The sequence below is a fragment of the Neobacillus drentensis genome (assembly GCF_036962765.1).
GTDB lineage: Bacteria > Bacillota > Bacilli > Bacillales > Cytobacillaceae > Neobacillus > Neobacillus drentensis_C.
In genome coordinates, this window is record NZ_JBALOS010000003.1 from 348 (window position 1) to 22029 (window position 21682).

The window sequence follows — 21682 nt, forward strand, 5'->3', positions numbered from 1 at the left end:
ATGATGTGCCGTGCCCGTTTATTTTGAAAAATCGTCGGAATCCCTTTTACTTCCGCCTCAAAAGTGGTTCCATCCAACCGGAGCAGTTTAAATTCAAGAAAATCGGTGGCTTCGCCTCCTGTAACCATTTCCACCCTGCTCTTTATAAACCGATGATAATCAGGGTGAACGATTTCACTTACTTTCTTTTGGTAAAGTTCCTCTTTTTTTGATACGCCAAATAATCTTGTACCGGTTGCATTTATAAATAATATGTCATCTTCATTGGCAATAATCACGGCATCAGGAGAATTTTCAACTAAATCGCGATACGATTCCTCACGTTTTTCTATTTCTTTTTGGATTGTTTTTTTATCATTTTTTGTCGAACTATTCATCTCTATTTATCTATTCCTTCCCTATAAAATAAAAAGCCAAGATAGGAGTCATCCCATCTTGGCTTATGTCTAGCTCAATCGCAATTGTCTAGCCCATTTCCGCCTTTATGCTTTTGGTGATAAAATCAGTACGATTACACTTTTATCGCGGTTAAAATCCCAATCCACAAAAATATCATTCACTTTTGTTTGGAGGATAGATTCAAAATTACCGCTGCCATGTAATAATCGTTTTTCAAGATTGCGTTTCGCAAGCCTTAATGCTTCAAAATTTCCTAAACGAATTAATTCTTTTTCAATTGGAACAAGAATCCCATTTCGAACCACCACCAGCGTCCGTTCATTTAATAGGCAGGAAACGACGTCTTCTGGCGCTTTTTCCGCTTGCAGGCTAATTCTATTTATTTCTTGGTGAAGAGAATCTTGACCAGGGTAATGATATCTTTTTTCATATTGAGGGTCGCTTTCACTCGAGGTAGAGCCTATACAAACAAATATCCCACTTTTATTGTGTAATCCCCAATCATAATAAAATTCACTTACATCCATATCAGTCAGAATTTTAATATAAGCTTTAAATTCAGGGATTAATGTTTGCATCAACAAATCTCTTGTGGTTTGCACCATTGTTTCTTGTTGCTGCCCTAACAAAACACTCTCAGAAGGCGAAATAAAGTTACGTAAATAAACAGTCATTACTGAATGATTATAGGAAACAAAAACAGATTCGGGACCTTTTCCGAAATTTTCACGAAGTGTCCTTCCAATAAAACCTGCTAGTTCCGTTTGCACTTGTTTATTTTCCAAGAAAAACATCCTTTTATGAGATAAAAGCATTATTTCTTTTATCCTAAATTTATTTTAAATGTCTATAACTAGATTATCAATTTATTTTTGGGGATTTATTCGCAAATATTGTGAAATATTTACAAAAAAATTCATTTCAATTAGGTTTTTTCACTTTAAGGCCGAATAAAATTAGTTTGCAGTTTAACAATAATGCTAGTGTTACTTTTTAACACTAAAACTTCAATGTGGAGGGGTATACTTTGAATATATTTTACAGCTTAGTCTCAACCTTACTCATTTTGGGTTTTAGAGCGGCATTCTTATTTAGTCATACATCCTCTTGGTTAAAAAGGATGGTAAGAATACCTGCTTTCATTTAAGCAGAGAAATATTTCCAAGTATTAATCATCCGCATTGCCATCAAAAAAGGTAAGCATTTCGCATGCTTACCTTTTTTATGACGATCTATTAATAATTAAACCGGCCTCCTAAAAAAGGATGCCGGTCTGTGTTAAAGTTCTAGCTCTCCCATTCGAAGGAGCTCTACAACTGCTTGAGAACGCCCCTTTACACCAAGCTTTTGCATGGCATTTGAAATGTGATTCCGAACCGTTTTTTCGCTTATAAATAATTCACCAGCGATTTCTTTTGTTGTTTTGTCTTGGACTAATAACTCGAATACTTCTCTTTCTCGTTTGGTGAGTAACGGCTTATGATTATAAACATTCTCCTTCAAGTACTGTAACCCTCCTTGCCTTCGCCAGTTATGAACACGGGGTGGGTATATATTTAGTCAACATATCTTATGTGAACAATACTAATGTAGTGACTATATTTGCTTAGAGGAGATTGTTTTTTATGAAAAAAAAGCTCCTAATCATTAGGAACTTTTGGGTGTTGCATAAATTATATACCGCTTTGGTGCATTTCCTACATAACGAAACGGATAACAGGTTGTCAAAATTAATTCCTCTTTCTCATGTTGGAGCGTAATAATGCTTGTATCATCAGACTTCACAATCTTCGTATCAGTGATTTCATAAGTATAGGATCCATACGGCATTTCCATCTTAAGTGAATCACCAATCTTTAACTCACCTAATTTACGAAATACGGTGTCTCGATGCCCCGATAAAACAATTTGTCCTTGATCCCCAGGAAAATATGCACCTTTATAATGACCGACCCCTTTTTCGAGGTCATCCGGATCGGTTCCTTCGACTATGGCTAGCTCTGCTTTGATTTTTGGAATGGCTAAGAGACCAACTGTATCCCCCATTTTAGGAGGACGGCTGTTTACAACCCTTTTTTGAGGAGCTACTGCAGGCCGATCGGCAATCAGTTCCTTTGCTTCTTTGAGTGATGCATGCGTTTGCGTTTTCACATCGATAAATTGCCATAGTCCTATCCCTACTAAAATTAGACCTGCAATAATAATTAACAGCGGAAATTTATTTTTCACCTCTATATACCATCCTTTTCTAACGGGCTGTACATTAATATGAGTATAACAAACCGCTACTGAAAGAACCAACGCATTCATTCGCCCATAAACGACAAAAAAACCTTCTTTTCCACACTTGAAAAGAAGGTTTTTCTATTGGATTATGCTAAAAGAGCTCCGCCCTTTTAAGCGTGGTCACTACCAAAAAAGCTTCTGAAAGCTTGAATGGTAGTATCACGGTTCAATGCCGCGATGGAGGTAGTCAACGGAATACCTTTTGGACAAGATTGAACACAGTTTTGTGAATTACCACAGTTAGCAAGTCCACCATCACCCATAATCGCTTCAAGTCGTTCTGCCTTATTCATCGCACCAGTTGGATGTGCATTGAAAAGACGAACTTGTGAAAGCGGCTGAGCCCCAATGAAGTTTGATTTACTGTTTACGTTCGGGCACGCCTCAAGACATACACCACATGTCATACATTTAGAAAGTTCATATGCCCATTGACGCTTTGTCTCTGGCATACGTGGACCAGGTCCTAAATCATAGGTACCATCGATAGGAATCCACGCTTTTACTTTCTTTAAGGCATCAAACATTCTACTTCTGTCAACCTGAAGATCACGTACCACTGGGAATGTCTTCATCGGTGCTAACCGAATTGGCTGCTCCAATTGATCGATTAGTGCGGAACAAGATTGACGCGGCTTGCCGTTGATGACCATCGAACAAGCGCCACAAACTTCTTCTAAACAGTTCATATCCCATGTAATTGGGGTAGATGCTTGTCCTTTTGCATTGACAGGATTTTTACGGATTTCCATTAACGCCGAAATGACATTCATATTCGGACGATAAGGAACCTCAAATTCCTCCTCATAAGGAGCAGAATTTTCGCTATCTTGACGTGAAATAATAAATTTCACCATTTTAGTTTCAGACATTTTTCCTACTCCCCTTTATTTTTAGCATAGTTACGTTCACGTGGCTTAATTAAAGAAACGTCAACATCTTCGTAATGGAAAGCCGGTGCTGATGTACTATCAACGAATTTCGCCATTGTTGTTTTTAAGAATTCCTCATCATTACGGTTAGGGAAGTCAGGTTTGTAATGCGCACCACGGCTTTCATTACGGTTGTATGCACCGATCGTAATTACACGAGCCAACTGAAGCATGTTTTGCAGTTGTCTTGTAAATGCTGCACCTTGATTGCTCCATTTTGAAGTATCATGGATGTTAATATTTTGGAAACGTTCTAATAGTTCTTGGATTTTCTCATCTGTCTTTAACAGCCTGTCATTGTAACGAACAACGGTTACATTATCCGTCATCCATTCCCCAAGCTCTTTATGAAGCACATAGGCATTTTCGTTTCCATTTAGAGACATTATCGAATTCCATTTGTCTTCTTGTTCTTTAACATGACGATCAAATACTGAAGAAGATACTGCATCCGAACTCTTTTCTAGACCTTTGATATATTTAACAGCGTTTGGTCCTACGACCATTCCGCCGTATATAGCTGATAGCAAGGAATTGGCACCTAAACGGTTCGCTCCATGCTGTGAATAATCACATTCACCTGCTGCAAACAGACCTGGAATATTGGTCATTTGGTCATAATCAACCCATAGACCGCCCATCGAATAGTGAACCGCAGGGAATATTTTCATAGGAACTTTACGAGGGTCATCACCCATGAATTTCTCGTAAATTTCAATAATCCCGCCAAGTTTAATATCCAATTCATGCGGATCCTTATGAGAAAGATCTAGGTAAACCATGTTCTCGCCATTGACTCCGAGTTTTTGATTCACACACACATCAAAGATTTCGCGAGTTGCGATATCACGCGGTACAAGGTTTCCATAGGCTGGATATTTTTCCTCTAGGAAATACCAAGGCTTACCATCTTTATATGTCCAAACACGGCCGCCTTCACCACGTGCCGATTCACTCATCAGACGAAGCTTATCGTCACCAGGAATTGCCGTTGGATGGATTTGAATCATTTCGCCGTTAGCATAATAAGCACCTTGCTGATACACAATCGATGCGGCGGAACCTGTATTAATAACGGAGTTTGTTGATTTTCCAAAGATAATACCAGGACCTCCAGTAGCCATGATTACGGCATCACCAGAGAAGGATTTAATTTCCATTGTTTTTAAATTTTGAGCAACAATCCCACGGCATACACCATCGTCATCAACAACGGAACCAAGGAATTCCCAGCCTTCGTATTTCGTAACAAGACCTGCTACTTCTTCACGACGTACTTGTTCATCCAAAGCATAGAGCAGCTGTTGACCAGTAGTCGCACCAGCAAATGCCGTCCTGTGAAACTGTGTACCTCCAAAACGACGGAAGTCCAATAATCCTTCTGGAGTACGGTTAAACATAACTCCCATACGATCCATTAAGTGAATAATGCCAGGTGCTGCATCACACATTGCTTTTACTGGAGGCTGGTTAGCCAAGAAATCTCCGCCATAAACGGTGTCATCAAAGTGGATATATGTTGAATCGCCTTCACCTTTTGTATTTACTGCTCCATTAATACCACCCTGGGCACAAACAGAGTGAGAGCGTTTAACAGGAACTAAAGAGAACAGTTCTACGGGTGTTCCTGTTTCTGCAACTTTAATCGTTGCCATTAAGCCAGCTAAACCGCCGCCGACTATAATCACCTTACCTTTACTCATTCGTGACTCACTCCCTTAATCCAAAATCCAATATTTTTCCGTTCAATCATTCAATTGTTATACAAAAGCTAGTAATGTTGTCACACCTACATAGGATAGAGCCAAGAAAATAACGATTGTCACGTATGTAGAAATAACTTGAGATCGAGGCGTTACGGTAATGCCCCAGCTAACCAAGAATGACCACAATCCATTTGCAAAGTGGAAAATCGCTGAAATAATACCAACGACATAAAATCCAAACATGAATGGAGATGAAAGAATATCTTGCATCATTTGGAAGTTAACTTCATTTCCAAAAGCGGCAGCTACACGGGTTTCCCATACATGCCAAGTGATAAAAATTAGTGTAATTACACCAGACACACGTTGGAGCAAAAACATCCAGTTTCTAAAAAAACCATATTGACTTGCATTGTTTTTGGCTGTAAAGGCAATATACAGGCCATAGATTGCATGGAATAAAATCGGTAAATAAATAATTACAGTTTCTAAAACATAGCGAAATGGAAGACCCCCCATAAAGTTCGCAGCTTTGTTGAAGGATTCTACCCCTTCAGTTGCATAGTGGTTCACAATCAGATGCTGCATCAAAAAGATCCCGATTGGAATAACACCAAGCAACGAATGCAATCTCCGATAAACAAACTCTCGATTACCCGCCATAAATTTACCCCCCTAAAATGTTTAAAAAAAATGATGTTCAGTTTCTATCAATTTAAATCCCATAAGTTTGAAACCTTCCATCACTGTGACAATAATGTGACAAGTACATTTTACTCCCATCATCAAAGAGCGTCAAGAAAACGGATACACAATTCCTACATAAAACTAAAATTTTTTAAATATATTGAAATTATAATAGATTGATCTTCTTCACTACTTAAAATGGAGATATTTTAAAAATAAATCGATTTTAATGATTAATTACCAAGATATTACGGTTGTTATTTTTCCTTTAAAGGGAATCATAATTATTATGATAAACAAGCTTAGATATTGCAAAATAACAAAAAACGAAGCTAATTTGATTCGTTATAACTAGAAAAACTGTACTGAAACTTTTTAAAAAGTGTATATAATAGAATGATAGAAAGAGGGGAAGCTTGTGAATAATAGTACAGTTGTTAATGAAACGATAAATATCGATGAGCCAAGAACGATATCCATTTTCGGTTATGAATTAATCAGGGAAATTCTTTTGCCAGAAATTTTAGGAAAAGATACGCCTGAAATTTTATATTGGGCCGGAAAACGACTTGCTCGAAAATATCCTTTAGCGGATATGGAGCAGATTATTGATTTCTTCGCCAAAGCCTCTTGGGGCCAACTGGAACTAACAAAGGAAAATAAAACAGAAATCCAATTTGAATTGATGAGCCCGATAATGGTCTCTCGTGTTAAGTCCAAAGCCGAGCACTTTTTCCAACTCGAAGCGGGATTCCTTGCTCAACAAATTGAATTTCAAAAAGAAGCCAATGCTGAAACATTCGAGCATCCAGTAAAAAAATCAAACAAAGTCCTTTTCACCGTCAAATGGGAAAAAAACTAAAGCGCAAGCGCCCGAAAATGGTGTCAGGCACTCAATAGTGCCTGACACCATTTTTGGCGTTTCCGCTTATTTATTAGCCAGTTCGAATGCTTCGTGCAAAGCTTCTACCGCTTTTAACATATATTTTTCTTCAACCACAGCAGAAACCTTAATTTCTGATGTGCTGACCATTTTGATTTGGATGTTGTTTACAGCAAGTACCTCAAACATCTTTGCTGCTACGCCAGGATTAGAAATCATCCCTGAACCGACAATGGACACCTTTGCTAATTTGTTTTCAGCATCAATTTGCTCATAATTAAGCACAGATTTATTGTCTTCTAAGACATTTAACGTTTCTAATAGGTCGTCAGTATGAATAGAGAATGATAAATTCGCAGAACCACCCTCTGTGGTGCTTTGAATAATAATATCTACATTCAGATGATTTTCTGCAAGTGTTGTAAAGATTGTAGACAGGCTTGTTAATGAATTGGCTAAGCCTAATACTGTTACTTTTGTAATTTCATCTTCAAATGCTACACCACGGACTACTAAGTTTTGTTCCATTGCTGCTTCCCCCTCAATAACTGTTCCTTCTATTTTCTCCATACTTGAACGAACCTCGAGCCGAACTTGATAGTTTTTAGCAAATTCTACTGCCCGTGGATGAAGTACACCTGCACCTAAATTAGCTAACTCAAGCATTTCATCGTACGACACTGATAATAATTTACGAGCACTCTTTATATATCTTGGGTCTGTTGTGAAAACTCCCGTTACATCTGTATAAATGTCACATTTATCTGCTTTAAGAGCAGCAGCCAACGCTACTGCTGTCGTATCGGAACCTCCACGGCCAAGTGTTGTAATTTCTCCGTCTTCTGTGATTCCCTGGAATCCAGCAACAATCACCACTTTGCCGCCTTCGAGTTGAGTTTCAATCGCTGCTGTTTTAATACTTGAAATCCGGGCATTTCCATGGACTGGTTCTGTCATAATCCCTGCCTGCCAGCCAGTGAAGGAAACAGCATCAAGCCCTTGCTGGTTTAAAGCCATAGACAATAACGAGATGGTTACTTGTTCTCCAGTTGATAACAGCATGTCCATTTCTCGTTTATTAGGCTGCTGAGAAATTTCCTTTGCTAAACTAACTAGGGTATCCGTAGATTTCCCCATTGCAGAAACAACAACAACCACTTTGTTACCGCGATCTATCTCCTCTTTTACACATGATGCTACATTTAAGATTCTTTCTACGCTAGCAACGGAGGTACCTCCGTATTTTTGTACAATAATCCCCATGTTTGATTTCTCCTTCTTTCCGGTGAATACGTTAATTTTTCGCAAATAAAAAAGCAATGAGAAGGGCATCTCATTGCTTAAAACACGAAAAAAATTCTCGCATCTACAATGTAAGATAGCTCTCCAAGACATTCGTCTTGACAATCCAGCATTTATTCAATACAGGACCAGCAAAGAAAGAAATGAGACCTTCTTTACTTCGGCGAACATCCCCTTTCATGATTCTTCTCAGAAGCTCATCCTTCTCAGAACCACTACTCTTGAAGTTCGCACCTCTACCTTCACTTTAATACGTAAAAGTGATAGTAAATTAAATTTTCACTTATTATAGCATGTTCCTTTTTTGCTGACAATCACTAGGATTGAAGTTTTTTAATTAATTCATCAACTACATTTGTCGGAATTCCGATATTTATGAATTCCTCTTTGCTAGCCTCTTTCATTTTTTTCACCGAGCCGAACTGTTTTAACAACAACTTTTTCCGTTTCTCCCCAATTCCAGGAATATCGTCAAGCAAGGATTGGAAAGCGCTTTTTCCACGAAGTTGGCGATGGAAGGTAATCGCAAAGCGATGGACTTCATCTTGTATCCTTTGCAGCAAATAAAACTCCTGGCTATTTCGCCCCAAAGGAACAATTCCTAATGGATTGCCATACAACAATTGTGAAGTACGGTGTTTATCGTCTTTTACAAGACCCGACAGCGGTATATCTAAGCCTAACTCATTTTCCAATACATCTCGTACTGCTTCGACATGTCCTTTTCCACCATCGATAATGATTAAATCTGGTAGAGGGAGCTCCTCTTTTAGAGCACGTGAATATCTTCTGCGCGTTACTTCCCGCATCGATTCATAATCATCCGGTCCTTGGACGGTTTTGATCTTGTATTTTCGGTATTCACGATGATTCGCCTTACCATCAATGAAAACGACCATTGCGGAAACAGGGTCTGTTCCTTGAATGTTGGAATTATCAAAGGCCTCAATTCGATGAGGCGTATAGATTCCCAATAATTCGCCCAGGTTCTCGACTGCCTTAATGGTTCGCTCTTCATCTTTTTCAATCAATGAAAACTTTTCATCCAAGGCAATTTTTGCATTTTTAATGGCCAATTGAACAAGATCCTTCTTTTGCCCTCGTTGAGGCTGGAACACTTTAACTTCTAAAAGTTGTTCAGCTAAACTCAACTCGACTTCATCCTGGATGAGGATTTCCTTTGGCTTGAAGTGATTGGCTTTTGAATAAAATTGGCCGAGGAACGTTAGGATTTCCTCCTCAGGCTCATTATAAATAGGGAACATTGAAACATCGCGCTCGATTAGTTTTCCTTGGCGGACAAAAAAGACTTGCACACACATCCAGCCCTTATCAACTGAATAGCCAAACACATCACGGTCCGTAAAATCAGTCATCGTGATTTTTTGTTTCTCCATAATCGTTTCTATATGGATGATTTTATCACGATATTCTTTCGCTCTTTCAAAGTCTAATTCTTCGGAGGCAGCAGACATTTTTTCCTTAAGTTCTTTCTTAATTTCCTTATATCCACCATTTAAAAAGCGAGTGATTTCATCAGTCATTTGTTTATACTGTTCTTCCTGAACTTCATTCACACATGGTGCCAAGCACTGCCCTAAGTGGTAGTATAAGCAAACTCGATCTGGCAGGGTTGAGCATTTACGAAGTGGATAAATGCGGTCAAGAAGTTTTTTCGTTTCATTGGCTGCGGTCACATTTGGGTATGGTCCAAAGTATTTGCCTTTGTCTTTTTTTACTTTTCTTGTAATGATAAGTTTCGGATGCCTTTCCGCTGTCAACTTTATAAACGGATACGTTTTATCATCCTTCAGCATGATATTGTATTTTGGATCGTACTTTTTAATAAGATTTAGTTCCAGTAGAAGTGCTTCAATATTCGAAGAGGTGACAATATATTCAAAATCCTCAATTTCATTGACAAGTCTTAACGTCTTCCCATCGTGTGAGCCCGTGAAATAAGAACGAACACGATTCTTTAATACTTTTGCTTTTCCTACATAAATAATCGTTCCCTGACGGTCTTTCATTAAGTAGCAGCCAGGCTGATCCGGCAGCAGCGTCAGTTTTTGCTTAATAGTTTCATTCATTCCGGCCACTCCCCTCCCGTCTTTTTTTGTTTGCCTTATAAAATTTTAAATCATAGCACTGATAATTAAAAGTGGATTCTTTTACAAGGGCTATTTTCGCATAGATTNNTTCGTGGCATCTTTTCGTAAGAACAATTGCGAAAACTGCCTAGAAACTTAATAAATGACCCTTATTAAGCTTCTAAAGCAACAAAGTTTACGAAAAGAGCCTTTACAAAAAGAGCTTTGTTAAACTTGCCTGTGGATTTTCGCTCCACTTGGTTAGAATATCAACAATGATCTTTAATACGCCCTTTCAAAAAGAAAAAACCTTAGCTGGAGTGATCCAAGCTAAGGTTTTTCGATATGGTTACACGTGTTTTTCTAAAACACCTGCTAATGCATCTTTTGGTTGGAAGCCGACAACTTTATCAACGACTTCGCCATCTTTCATAACTAATAACGTTGGGATGCTCATTACACCGAAGTTTGCCGCAGTTTGTGGGTTATCATCCACGTCAAGTTTTGTGATTTTTACTTTATCGCCCATTTCTAAATCAAGTTCTTCAAGAACTGGAGCGATCATTTTACAAGGTCCGCACCATGGTGCCCAAAAATCTACAAGAACGAGGCCAGAACCTGTTTCAGTCGAAAAGTTTTGATCTGTTAAATGTGAAATTGCCATTTATATTGCCCTCCTAAAAATTACTGAATTACTATCGAAAGTATAACATCGTTTGGAAAATCAAGCTAATAAATTGCTTCACCTATCATTCTTACCATGAATAATCTTTCATATCCAAAAATAAAACGAGCGGAAGCATCCGCTCGCCCTTCTTATTATGAGTGTACTTTCAGCTTTTTAAACTCTTCAGTTAGTAATGGCACAACTTCAAACAAGTCTCCGACGATTCCGTAATCAGCTACCTTGAAGATGTTCGCTTCTGGGTCTTTGTTAATAGCGACGATCACCTTTGAGTTGGACATTCCCGCTAAATGTTGAATAGCTCCAGAAATACCGCAGGCAATGTAAAGGTCTGGTGTGACAACCTTGCCAGTTTGGCCAATTTGTAAAGAGTAATCACAATAGTCAGCATCACAGGCACCACGTGATGCACCCACAGCTCCGCCTAGAACAGCCGCAAGTTCTTTAAGTGGTTGGAAACCATCCGCACTTTTTACACCGCGGCCACCAGAAATAACCACCTTTGCTTCACTTAAGTCAACGCCCTCACTTGCTTTTCTGACGACCTCTTTAATTATGGCACGAAGGTCTTTAATGTCTACGGAAAGAGTTGAAACCTCGCCGCTTCTGCTTTCATCTTTTTCCAGAGGTGCGATATTATTTGGTCGTACCGTTGCGAAAATTAAGCCATCGGTAACAATTTTCTTTTCAAATGCTTTTCCTGAATAAATCGGTCTTGTGAAAACGACATTGCCGCCAGCTACTTCAACAGCTGTGGCATCGGAAATTAAACCTGATGCTAATTTTCCTGCAATTCTTGGAGACAGGTCTTTCCCAAGTGAGGTATGGCCTAAAACTAATCCTTCTGGTTTTTCTTGATCGAGCACTGCTAACAGCGCTTGAGCATAACCATCTGATGTATATAGTTTTAATTTTTCATCCTCAACCACCACTACTCGGTCTGCTCCAAAGTGGATTAACTCAGTCGATAGAGCGCTTACAGAAGCGCCTACTAAAACACCAACTACCTCTCCGCCCTCAGCAATTGTTTTTGCTGCTGCAATCGCTTCGAATGATACATTACGTAATGAACCGTCACGAACTTCTCCTAATACTACCACTTTTCTTGACATTTCATTTACCTCCTGAGAACAATTTTTGTATAAAAACGTTTAAATTACTTTTGCTTCGGTATGAAGAAGGTGAACAAGTTCCTTCACTTGATCATTCAAATCACCTGCTAAAACTCGGCCCGCTTCCTTTTTAGGCGGCAAATAAATTTCAATCGTTTTTGTTTTTGCTTCAACATCGTCTTCCTCAAGATCCAGGTCGTCTAACTCTAATTCTTCAAGCGGCTTTTTCTTTGCTTTCATGATTCCAGGTAAAGAAGGGTAGCGCGGCTCGTTTAGACCTTGTTGTGCCGTTACTAATAATGGAAGGCTCGTTTCAATGATTTCTGAATCGCCCTCGACGTCACGGGTAACGGTTACATTTGTTCCCTCAATTTCTAACTTTGTAATAGTTGTTACATAAGGAATGTTTAGTAATTCCGCAACACGAGGTCCAACTTGACCGGTTCCGCCGTCAATCGCAACATTTCCGCCAATAATTAAATCAGCGTCTTTATCCTTTAAATATTCCGCAAGGATTTTCGCAGTTGTAAATTGATCTCCACCTTCAACATCATCCTCCGTATTAATGAGGACTGCTTTGTCAGCACCCATCGCAAGTGCGGTACGTAATTGCTTTTCTGACTCGTCAGTTCCAACTGTAATGACTGTTACTTCCCCACCCTTAGCATCGCGAACTTGGATCGCCTCTTCAATTGCATATTCGTCATAAGGATTGATGATAAATTCGGCACCATCCTCATTGATTTTTCCGCCAGAAATCGTTATTTTTTCTTCAGTATCAAAAGTTCTTTTCAGTAATACGTAAATATTCATGGTATCCCTCCTGATAAAATTTCGAGCATTCGCTCAGTTTGAAAGATTAAGAAAATTTTCTAGAAAAAATTTTTTATTTAAGCCTTCCTTGCAATTATACCTGCAAAGATAAGTTTATTCACCTTTAAAATGTGGTTCCCTTTTTTCAATAAAGGCTTGGATGCCTTCTTTTCCATCCTTAGAGACGAAAACTTCACCAAATAACTGAGCTTCCCTTTTGGAACCTTCATAGAACTCATCTGTTTTTGCATAATCTAACAATTCAATGGTAGCCTTAAGTGCACCAGGGCTTTTCTTGGCGATTTTCCCAGCAAGCTTATACGCCTGCTCAACCACTTCCGTTTCTGGAAAGGCACGATTTGCTAATCCAAATTGGACTGCCTCAACACCTGTGATCGGCTCAGAAGTAAACAGCATTTCCGCCGCTCTTGCCACTCCGACATATTTAGGCAGGCGCTGCGATCCAGCGAATCCGGGAATTAAGCCAAGCTGCAGTTCAGGAAGACCAAGTTTTGCCGTTTCACTTACATAACGGATATGACAGGCCATTGCTAGTTCAAGCCCTCCGCCAAGTGCTGCGCCATGAATAGCTGCGATAATCGGTTTCGGAAATTTTTCCATCCGGTCAAATAAATCTTGTCCGAACTTACCAAGATTAGAGAACCCTTCTGAAGAAGAAACCGTTGTAAATTCTTTAATATCTGCACCAGCAGAGAAAAAGCGCCCTTCCCCATGAATGACAATCACCCGGATCTCGCGATTGGGTTCGACTTCATCAAGAACTGCTGCCAATTCCCTTAAAAGTCCTGAAGAAAGGGCGTTTGCCGGAGGACGATCAATTGTGATCGTGGCAATATTGTCTTGATATGACCATTTTAAGTATTCCATTTGAATTCCCCCTACTAACTTATCTACCGGCTCCCACAGCCATTAATCAAGAGACGATGGACTGGAGAGGCCAGTGCTACTAAATCATACTTTTCCTCGTTCATCACCCATGATGTTGCGGTTTCATCGAGAGTACCGAAAATCATCTGCCGGGCAAGACGGATATCGAGGTCATTTGAAAACTCTCCTGTTTCCTTGCCTTCAATAACAATCTTATCAATTACCTGGAGGTAACCTTTTAGAACATTATTAATTCGGAGTCGCAATTCCTTATTCGATTGCCTTAATTCGAGTTGTGTTACGATTGCCATGTGATGGTCTTCAGAAAGCATACTAAAATGAGCTTCGACCATCATTAATAACTTCTCCGCCGCCGACCCATTTCCTGCTATCATGGTATCTATTTTTTCAATGAAACTTCCCATTTTTTCTTCAAAGAGAGAGATAAGGATGTCTTCCTTGTTTTTAAAATAAAGATAAATGGTGCCATCAGCCACTCCAGCCTGCTTAGCAATCTTTGAAACCTGGGCTTGGTGGTAGCCATTTTCCGCGATTACAACCACTGCAGCATCAATAATTTGCATGTATTTTGGTTTATTTTTTTTCAACTATATCCCTCCTTTGAAAGAAAAGTTCCGTTTCAGTTTTTACGGTTTACATGATTAAAAAAGAAAAAATATGAATGAATAATCATTCATATTTTAATAATAGTGATTATCTTAATCTGTGTCAAGATATTCTCCGGACCTTTTTTCATATTCCCAGCAATGGGACAGGCTTTATCTGTCAAAAAAAAGAGGGAGCAATAATAGTGCCATTATGCGTGTTTTTGGCTTTCTTCTTCTATTTTTTGTTTTTCTTCTTCGACAAGCATCCTTCTTAAAATTTTCCCGACTGCGGATTTAGGCAATTCCTGTCTAAATTCATAATATCGCGGAGCCTTATAGGCGGCAAGATATTTTCTTGAAAATTGGTTCATTTCTTCTTCAGTTACCGTGGAACCTTCTTTTAAAACAATATAGGCCTTGACGGTTTCTCCGCGATACGGATCAGGAATACCGGCAGCCACGGCTTCAACCACATCCGGATGTTCATATAATACTTCCTCTATTTCTCTTGGATAAATGTTATATCCGCCAGCTATTATCATATCCTTTTTACGGTCAACCACATAAAAATATCCTTGTTCATCCATATAACCAAGGTCACCTGTATATAACCATCCTTCATGGAGTACTTCCTTTGTATCCTCTGGACGATTCCAATACCCTTTCATGATTTGAGGGCCTTTTATCACGATTTCGCCAATTTCTTTTATCGGCACCGGTTCACCCGTCTCAGGAGATACAACTTTCACTTCGGTATCTGGCCAAGGCACACCAATACTTCCCTTTACACGAGGGACATCCCATAAAAAGTTAGCATGTGTGACTGGAGAGGCTTCCGTTAATCCATAGCCTTCAACAAGTTTTCCTCTCGTAATGGCTTCAAATTTTTCTTGTACTTCAACTGGAAGTGCCGCAGATCCACTAATACATGAATGAATCGACGAGAGATCATATTTTTTCAAATCTGGATAATTTAAGATTCCAATATAAATGGTTGGTGCTCCTGGGAACAATGTTGGGCGCTGTTGTTGGATGGTTTTTAATGTTGTCTCAGCATCAAATTTAGGCAATAAGATCATTTTATTGGCCTGCATCACTGATAAAATGAGCACGGTAGTCATGCCATAGACGTGGAAAAACGGGATAATGCCGAGAACGGATTCTTCACCTGGCTTTGATTTGTAAAGCCATGCCTGGCACATCTTTGTGTTAGCAATTAAATTCATATGTGTGAGCATCACACCCTTTGGAAATCCTGTCGTCCCTCCTGTATATTGAAGGAGCGCTACATCTTCATCTGGTTTTATTTCAACCTTTTTCACTTTTTGAGGCTTCATTGTTACTATTTCCGAAAGCAAATGTGTGCTTCCTCCATGCCTTACATTTACGACAATACCGTATTGTTTTTTCTGGATGAAAGGATAAATTAAATTTTTAGGGAATGGTAAGTAGTTCTTGAGAGCGGTTACAATTACATGCTGTAACTCTGTTTGCGGCATCACTTTTGATACGCGTGGGTAGAGGATGTCGAGTGTGATGATAGCCTTTGCACCTGAATCTTTCATCTGGTATTCAAGTTCACGTTCTGTATATAATGGGTTCGTTTGAACGACAATTCCGCCTGCCATTAATATCGCAAAATAACTAATCACGGCCTGTGGAGTGTTAGGCAGCATAATGGCGACCCGGTCACCTTTTGAAATGCCTAGGGTTCCCTGCAGATAACCGGCGAAATTCATTACATCATCGTAAAGCTTTTTATAGGTAATTTCTTTTCCCATAAAATGAATTGCCACTTTTTCCGGATATTGTTCCGCCGATTTCACTAAGTATTGCTGAACAGGCTCTCTAGAGTATTCCAATGTGGCAGGTATTTCGTTTGGATACAGTGCCAACCACGGTTTAGTTTCATACATAATATCCCCCTTTTCTACGTGTATAATTATAAAAATTCAGACTTCTCTTTTATTATAGTACAGTATTTTGCAATTAACAATTAACGTTTACAGTAAAAAAATCACCGCTGATGGTCTCAGCGATGATTTTCTTTTAAGCAAAAAACAACATATAGATCAAACCGATTAGCAAAAACAAGCCGCATAATCCGAGAAGTATCTTAGCTAATGTCTCCACTTTTTTTCTCCCCTTACGTTATACCTGCACCAATGACAATCGATAAACCAATTGAGATCACCATCGAAATCAACCCAACAGCACGGTTATCATTTTGAATTTCTTCGTCAATTTTAAATTTTGGTGTTAAAAATTCAAAGATAAAATACCCTACTAATAATAGTAAAAATCCATAAATCCCCCAACCAACCATGGAAAGCAGCGAATTGTTCTGCTCAATCGTACAGCGAAAGATATTGGCCACGCCAAATATTTTTCCTCCAGTAGCCATCGCCACAGCCAAATTGCCTTTTTTGATTTCTTCCCAATTTTTATATCTGGTCACCATTTCAAAGATCGCTAAAAAGACCACCAAACATAAAATGACAACACTATAATAAGCTGCTATTTGAATATATTCGTTCTCCCAAAACTGGTCCATTGTCAAAACTCCCCGGACATTATTTAAACTCAACGATGGTTACGCCTGATCCGCCTTCCCCAGCTTCTCCAAAGCGGATTTTTTTGACAGAGCGATGGTTTCTTAAGTATTCCTGTACTCCCTGTCTTAACGCGCCAGTGCCTTTTCCATGGATAATCGATACACGTGGATAACTGGAAAGGAGCGCATCATCAATATATTTTTCCACCTTAAGGAGAGCATCTTCGTACCTCTCCCCGCGAAGGTCTAACTCCAGTTTAACATATGAATCCCGGCCTTTTACAATCGCCATCGGCTTTGTTTCAACTTGTTTCGGGGTACTCATATATTCCATATCTTTTTCTTTTACTTTCATTTTGAGAATTCCGATTTGAACCTGCCATTCATCCGAAGAAACTCTTTCAACAAGCGTGCCTTTTTGGCCAAAAGTAAGTACCTTTACCTCATCGCCAGGCATATAGGTATGTTTCTTTATTTTTTTATTCGCAAGTTTAGCGGATTTTGGTATTTCAGGTGCGGCTTCTTCAAGGCGCCGTTTTGCTTCAATTAATTCATGTTCCTTAATATCTGCATGCTTTTCCGTCCGCATTTTGCGAAGATCACGGATTACCTTCTCGGCCTCACTCTTTGCCTCATCCACAATTTCTCCGGCTTTTTCTGCCGCCTTTTCCAACAAGGAGTCTTTTTTCTCGTAGAATTCCATCAGTTGTTTTTGCAAGTCTTGATGGAGTTTCTCAGCAGATTTTAAATAATCGCGAGCTTCCTCTCGCTCTTTTTCTGCCAGTCGTTTACTGTCTTCCAAGGAAGAAATCATTTTATCAATTTGGTTCGTATCTTCACTTACATGGGAACGTGCAGCCTGAATGACCCATTCATTTAAGCCGAGACGTTTGGAAATTTCAAATGCATTACTGCGACCTGGTACTCCTAATAACAATTTATAAGTTGGGCTTAAGGTTTCAACATCAAACTCGACACTAGCATTTAACACACCCTCACGGTTATAACCATAAGCCTTTAATTCAGGATAATGAGTCGTTGCAATGACTCGTGCACCCCGCTTGTGGACCTCATCCAAAATGGAAATAGCCAAGGCTGCCCCTTCCTGCGGATCCGTCCCTGCCCCCAACTCATCAAATAATACAAGGCTATTAAAATCAACTCTATTTAAAATATCAACAATATTAACCATATGAGATGAGAAGGTACTTAAGCTTTGTTCGATGGATTGTTCATCGCCGATATCTGCATAGACAGCATCAAAGACAGCTAACTCTGATCCGTCCAGTGCTGGAACCTGCAAACCCGCTTGGGCCATTAATGTACACAGGCCTAGTGTTTTTAAGGTGACTGTTTTTCCACCCGTATTCGGGCCAGTAATGACAATCGTTGTATAGTCTTTTCCTAGCATGATATCGTTGGCCACGACTTCTTCGATTGGAATAAGAGGATGTCTTGCCTTATATAACACAATTCTTCCCTCATTATTCATGATCGGCATGGATGCTTTTATGCGTTTCCCATATCTTGCTTTTGCAAAAATAAAATCTAAATTAGCAAGGACTTCGACGATTACCTTGAGTTCACTATCGTGCTCCGCCGCTGCTGCGGATAATTCCGTCAGAATCCTGTCGATCTCCAATTGTTCCTTTACACGGATATCCTGCAGTTGATTGTTTAATTGGACAATGACTTGCGGTTCAATAAAGAGTGTTTGTCCTGAGGCGCTTTGGTCATGAATAATCCCGCCATAGTGACCGCGATACTCCTGTTTAACAGGAATCACAAAGCGGTCATTACGAATTGTCACGATAGCGTCTGAAAGCATTTTACTCGCATTTGATGAACGAATCATGCTTTCAAGTTTTTCCCGAATCCGCGATTCATTTGACCTCAATTGTTGCCTTAATGACCGCAGCAAATCACTTGCACTATCTAATACCTCTCCGTTCTCGTCGATCGCGTGTTTAATCGAATGCTCAAGGTTTGTGAGCGGAATAATTCGTTCTGCTTGTTCAGACAAAATGGGAATTTCGGTTCTTTCATCGGCAAACTCCTCGATAAATCGTTTCATTTGCCGGCTTGCATGGATGGTACTGGCGATCTGAATAAGTTCATGCGGGCTTAACACCCCGCCAATAACAGAGCGTTTAATGTGAGCACTGATATCATGGACACCTGAAAGTGGAACATTCCCTTTCACACGATACACCGTAGATGCTTCATCTGTTTCTGCTTGGAGTTTAACTACCTCCTCAAAGTCAGTAGAAGGCACTAATTCCTGAATTTTTCTTCTCCCAAGGGATGAAGCAGCATGTTCTAACAACTGCCCTTTTACTTTCGTGAATTCTAATACCTTTAAAGCTTTTTCTTGCATGGAGATAACCTCCTATCCTCGATTATGTAAAAATTCTAGCAGTTCATGTTTATCTAGGGCATTTAGCACAGTTGATTTTTTGATCCAGCCCTTTTTGGCTGCGGAAACACCGATTTCCATATGCTTTAATGTATCCATTTTATGAGCATCTGTATTGATAAGAATTTTGACCCCCGCGTCCTGTGCTCTCCGTAAATATTCTGCTGCTAGATCCAGCCTGTTTGGATTTGCGTTTAGTTCTAATGCCGTATTGGTTTCTTTTGCAAGTTGGATCAGTAAATCGATGTCGACATCGTATCCTTCGCGCCGGCCTATTTTCCGACCAGTTGGATGGGCAATTAAATCCACATGGGCATTTGTTAAAGCTGTCTTAAGCCGCTCCATAATTTTTTCCCGTGATTGGGAAAATGCTGAATGAATGGAAGCAATAACAAAATCCATGTCAGCTAGTAACTCATCGTCATAGTCCAAGCTGCCATCTGGAAGAATATCCATCTCGACACCCGCTAGAATAAGAAAATCATCGTATTTTTCATTTAGTCTTTTTATTTCTTCTCTTTGTAATAATAGTCTTTCGCGTGTTAGACCATTAGCCACCTTTAAATACTGGGAATGGTCCGTAATCGCCATATACTGATAGCCTCTTGCCCGGCATGCCTCAGCCATTTGTTCAATTGAATGGGCACCGTCACTCCAGGTGGAATGCATATGAAGATCACCTTTGATATCTACTAACTCTATTAATTCCTCATCGGAGGTGAATGTCTCTACTTCCTTCCCGTCCTCTCTTATTTCCGGAGGAATGAAGGGAAGATCGAAATGCTTGAAAAATTCTTCTTCCGAAGAGAAAGTGAGAATTTCCCCTGTTTCAATGATTTCCACACCATACTCACTGATCTTTTCACCACGTTCTTTCGCGAGTTGTCTCATCCGAACATTATGTTCTTTTGATCCGGTAAAATGATGCAGGGTTGTGATAAATTCTTCTGGTTTAACAAGACGGAAATCCACGGAAATATCATAATCATAGGCAAAAACTAGGGAGACCTTTGTCTCACCAGCACCAATTACTTCTTTAATGTTTGGTAATTGTAATAGCTGTTCCCGTACTTGTTCAGGCTGATTGGTTGCAATGATAAAATCAAGATCCTTTATCGTTTCTCTCATTCTCCGTAAACTGCCAGCACGTGAAAACCGCTGAATATCCCGAAAATCCGCAAGCGTTGCTTCAATCTGCTCCGCAATTGGCAGCATATAAGCTAACGGAAGCCGTTCTGGCCGTGTACCCACATTAGCAATGGAACTGAGGATTTTTTCCTCTGTTTTCTTACCAAAACCTGCGAGTGCTTGAACCTTACCTGCTTCACATGCTGCTTTTAAACTGGTAACATCAACAACCTGTAACTCTTTATAGAGTTTGGCAATTTTCTTACCGCCAAGTCCAGGGAGCTGTAATAATGGGATCAGTCCGCTGGGAACCTCCGCCTTTAACTCGGTCAATACTGAGGAAGTTCCGTCTTTTATGTATTCATATATGACAGCAGCCGTGCCTTTACCGATTCCAGAAATCGTTGTAAAGTCTTCAATCTCTGTTAGGTCGCGTTCATCGGTTTCCAAGGCATTGGCAGCTTTTCGAAAAGCGGAAACCTTAAAAGGGTTTTCTCCCTTTAACTCCATATAAATCGCGATGGTTTCTAATAATCGTAATAAATCTTTTTTCGTTACTTCCATCAATAAGTCACCTACCTACTGTTTAGCATTTTCAATTTATCCTACTTTAAGGCATGAATAGAAAAACTTCTCTGCTACAGAGAAGTTAAAGCAGCTGTATATTCAATCCACAAACTTTTAATTTGTTGTGAAAGGATAGGAGTGTGATTCACAATTGCTTTTGACAAAATGGAATGATCCAAAGCATTTTGCATAAATTCAATTGGTACAAGGGCTGAGATATATAATAAAATAAAGATAACCAAATACACTTCAACGAAACCTAGAATTCCTCCTGCCCAAACATTAAGCTGCCGGATGACAGGCAAATGGGCAACAAAATCAAGCATGGAACCAATAATTTGCAATAACACTTTTACCGCAAAAAAGATAATGACAAAGGCAATTGCACGGTAGAAGGCGGTTTCCATATTACTGCTTTCAGTAAGTATTTTTAATGATGTCACATTTCCAAAGTTCGGATATGGAATCCATAGAGTTAATTTTGGTGCCAACTGTTCGTAGTATGAATTTGCTGCCACATATGCAATAATAAAACCTATTAAATGAACAATTTGCAGAATAAAGCCTCTTTTAAGGCCTACAAAGAATCCAATAATTAAAAAAATAATAATTGCTAAATCCAACAT

20 protein-coding genes and 1 riboswitch are annotated in these 21682 nt (G+C 39.4%); of the genes, 1 reads left to right on the forward strand and 19 read right to left on the reverse strand.

From position 1 onward, the window contains the following. The 7 genes from V7137_RS01305 to V7137_RS01335 all read right to left on the reverse strand — a co-directional run. Nucleotides 1-377: PAS domain-containing protein (locus V7137_RS01305; RefSeq protein ID WP_335696401.1), on the reverse strand; the 377-nt coding region annotated here is incomplete at its 3' end. Nucleotides 378-482: 105 nt separating this feature from the next. Further along, entirely contained in the window at nt 483-1184 is a 702-nt protein-coding gene (locus V7137_RS01310) for a Na-translocating system protein MpsC family protein (protein WP_335696402.1), read from the reverse strand. 493 nt (nt 1185-1677) lie between these two features. After that, nucleotides 1678-1902, reverse strand: coding sequence for a spore germination transcription factor GerE (gene gerE / locus V7137_RS01315; protein WP_026563391.1), 225 nt, complete (start codon nt 1900-1902; stop codon nt 1678-1680). A 144-nt stretch (nt 1903-2046) separates the two neighbouring features. Then, on the reverse strand, nt 2047-2628 hold the full coding sequence (locus V7137_RS01320) for a class D sortase (protein WP_335696403.1): 582 nt from the start codon (nt 2626-2628) through the stop codon (nt 2047-2049). 167 nt (nt 2629-2795) lie between these two features. Then, entirely contained in the window at nt 2796-3557 is a 762-nt protein-coding gene (gene sdhB, locus V7137_RS01325) for a succinate dehydrogenase iron-sulfur subunit (protein ID WP_218347856.1), read from the reverse strand. A gap of 5 nt (nt 3558-3562) precedes the next feature. After that, complete coding sequence (gene sdhA / locus V7137_RS01330; RefSeq protein WP_218347857.1) at nt 3563-5320, reverse strand: succinate dehydrogenase flavoprotein subunit; 1758 nt, start codon at nt 5318-5320, stop codon at nt 3563-3565. A 57-nt stretch (nt 5321-5377) separates the two neighbouring features. Continuing rightward, entirely contained in the window at nt 5378-5986 is a 609-nt protein-coding gene (locus V7137_RS01335) for a succinate dehydrogenase cytochrome b558 subunit (protein ID WP_335696404.1), read from the reverse strand. A gap of 442 nt (nt 5987-6428) precedes the next feature. On the opposite strand from V7137_RS01335, the gene V7137_RS01340 reads away from it, so the two are divergent. Then, on the forward strand, nt 6429-6872 hold the full coding sequence (locus tag V7137_RS01340) for a YslB family protein (protein WP_335696405.1): 444 nt from the start codon (nt 6429-6431) through the stop codon (nt 6870-6872). A gap of 66 nt (nt 6873-6938) precedes the next feature. On the opposite strand, the gene V7137_RS01345 is transcribed toward V7137_RS01340, so the two are convergent. From V7137_RS01345 to V7137_RS01400, 12 genes are all read right to left on the reverse strand, one after another. Next, nucleotides 6939-8156 carry an aspartate kinase gene (locus V7137_RS01345; protein ID WP_335696406.1) on the reverse strand — a complete coding sequence of 406 codons (1218 nt, stop codon included), beginning with the start codon at nt 8154-8156 and terminating at the stop codon, nt 6939-6941. 108 nt (nt 8157-8264) lie between these two features. Beyond that, a riboswitch (Lysine riboswitch) is annotated at nt 8265-8442 on the reverse strand. A 70-nt stretch (nt 8443-8512) separates the two neighbouring features. Continuing rightward, nucleotides 8513-10285 (reverse strand): excinuclease ABC subunit UvrC, encoded by a 1773-nt coding sequence (gene uvrC, locus V7137_RS01350; protein WP_335696407.1) that lies wholly within the window; start codon nt 10283-10285, stop codon nt 8513-8515. 349 nt (nt 10286-10634) lie between these two features. Further along, complete coding sequence (trxA, locus tag V7137_RS01355; protein WP_335696408.1) at nt 10635-10949, reverse strand: thioredoxin; 315 nt, start codon at nt 10947-10949, stop codon at nt 10635-10637. A gap of 155 nt (nt 10950-11104) precedes the next feature. Beyond that, nucleotides 11105-12082, reverse strand: coding sequence for an electron transfer flavoprotein subunit alpha/FixB family protein (locus V7137_RS01360; RefSeq protein WP_218347863.1), 978 nt, complete (start codon nt 12080-12082; stop codon nt 11105-11107). 39 nt (nt 12083-12121) lie between these two features. After that, nucleotides 12122-12895: an electron transfer flavoprotein subunit beta/FixA family protein gene (locus V7137_RS01365; protein ID WP_218347864.1), complete on the reverse strand. Its 774-nt coding sequence runs from the start codon at nt 12893-12895 to the stop codon at nt 12122-12124. Between the two features lie 114 nt (nt 12896-13009). Next, nucleotides 13010-13783: an enoyl-CoA hydratase gene (locus V7137_RS01370; protein ID WP_335696409.1), complete on the reverse strand. Its 774-nt coding sequence runs from the start codon at nt 13781-13783 to the stop codon at nt 13010-13012. Nucleotides 13784-13806: 23 nt separating this feature from the next. Then, nucleotides 13807-14391, reverse strand: coding sequence for a TetR/AcrR family transcriptional regulator (locus V7137_RS01375; RefSeq protein WP_335696410.1), 585 nt, complete (start codon nt 14389-14391; stop codon nt 13807-13809). 209 nt (nt 14392-14600) lie between these two features. Next, nucleotides 14601-16307, reverse strand: coding sequence for an AMP-binding protein (locus V7137_RS01380; protein ID WP_335696411.1), 1707 nt, complete (start codon nt 16305-16307; stop codon nt 14601-14603). A gap of 230 nt (nt 16308-16537) precedes the next feature. Then, the gene (locus V7137_RS01385; protein ID WP_335696412.1) at nt 16538-16945 is read right to left on the reverse strand and encodes a DUF350 domain-containing protein; all 408 of its coding nucleotides are present in this window, start codon (nt 16943-16945) and stop codon (nt 16538-16540) included. Between the two features lie 19 nt (nt 16946-16964). After that, nucleotides 16965-19322, reverse strand: coding sequence for an endonuclease MutS2 (locus tag V7137_RS01390; RefSeq protein WP_335696413.1), 2358 nt, complete (start codon nt 19320-19322; stop codon nt 16965-16967). A gap of 12 nt (nt 19323-19334) precedes the next feature. Further along, complete coding sequence (gene polX / locus V7137_RS01395) at nt 19335-21053, reverse strand: DNA polymerase/3'-5' exonuclease PolX (RefSeq protein WP_335696414.1); 1719 nt, start codon at nt 21051-21053, stop codon at nt 19335-19337. A gap of 74 nt (nt 21054-21127) precedes the next feature. Further along, on the reverse strand, nt 21128-21682 hold the full coding sequence (locus tag V7137_RS01400) for a CvpA family protein (RefSeq protein WP_335696415.1): 555 nt from the start codon (nt 21680-21682) through the stop codon (nt 21128-21130).

Excerpts from the sequence above, each read along its gene's own strand:
- sdhB (WP_218347856.1), bottom strand. The coding sequence starts at position 3,557 with ATGTCTGAAACTAAAATGGTGAAATTTATTATTTCACGTCAAGATAGC.
- sdhA (WP_218347857.1), bottom strand. The coding sequence starts at position 5,320 with ATGAGTAAAGGTAAGGTGATTATAGTCGGCGGCGGTTTAGCTGGCTTA.
- V7137_RS01335 (WP_335696404.1), bottom strand. The coding sequence starts at position 5,986 with ATGGCGGGTAATCGAGAGTTTGTTTATCGGAGATTGCATTCGTTGCTT.
- V7137_RS01345 (WP_335696406.1), bottom strand. The coding sequence starts at position 8,156 with ATGGGGATTATTGTACAAAAATACGGAGGTACCTCCGTTGCTAGCGTA.
- uvrC (WP_335696407.1), bottom strand. The coding sequence starts at position 10,285 with ATGAATGAAACTATTAAGCAAAAACTGACGCTGCTGCCGGATCAGCCT.
- trxA (WP_335696408.1), bottom strand. The coding sequence starts at position 10,949 with ATGGCAATTTCACATTTAACAGATCAAAACTTTTCGACTGAAACAGGT.
- V7137_RS01360 (WP_218347863.1), bottom strand. The coding sequence starts at position 12,082 with ATGTCAAGAAAAGTGGTAGTATTAGGAGAAGTTCGTGACGGTTCATTA.
- V7137_RS01365 (WP_218347864.1), bottom strand. The coding sequence starts at position 12,895 with ATGAATATTTACGTATTACTGAAAAGAACTTTTGATACTGAAGAAAAA.
- V7137_RS01370 (WP_335696409.1), bottom strand. The coding sequence starts at position 13,783 with ATGGAATACTTAAAATGGTCATATCAAGACAATATTGCCACGATCACA.
- V7137_RS01380 (WP_335696411.1), bottom strand. The coding sequence starts at position 16,307 with ATGTATGAAACTAAACCGTGGTTGGCACTGTATCCAAACGAAATACCT.
- V7137_RS01385 (WP_335696412.1), bottom strand. The coding sequence starts at position 16,945 with ATGGACCAGTTTTGGGAGAACGAATATATTCAAATAGCAGCTTATTAT.
- V7137_RS01390 (WP_335696413.1), bottom strand. The coding sequence starts at position 19,322 with ATGCAAGAAAAAGCTTTAAAGGTATTAGAATTCACGAAAGTAAAAGGG.
- polX (WP_335696414.1), bottom strand. The coding sequence starts at position 21,053 with ATGGAAGTAACGAAAAAAGATTTATTACGATTATTAGAAACCATCGCG.
- V7137_RS01400 (WP_335696415.1), bottom strand. The coding sequence starts at position 21,682 with ATGTTGGATTTAGCAATTATTATTTTTTTAATTATTGGATTCTTTGTA.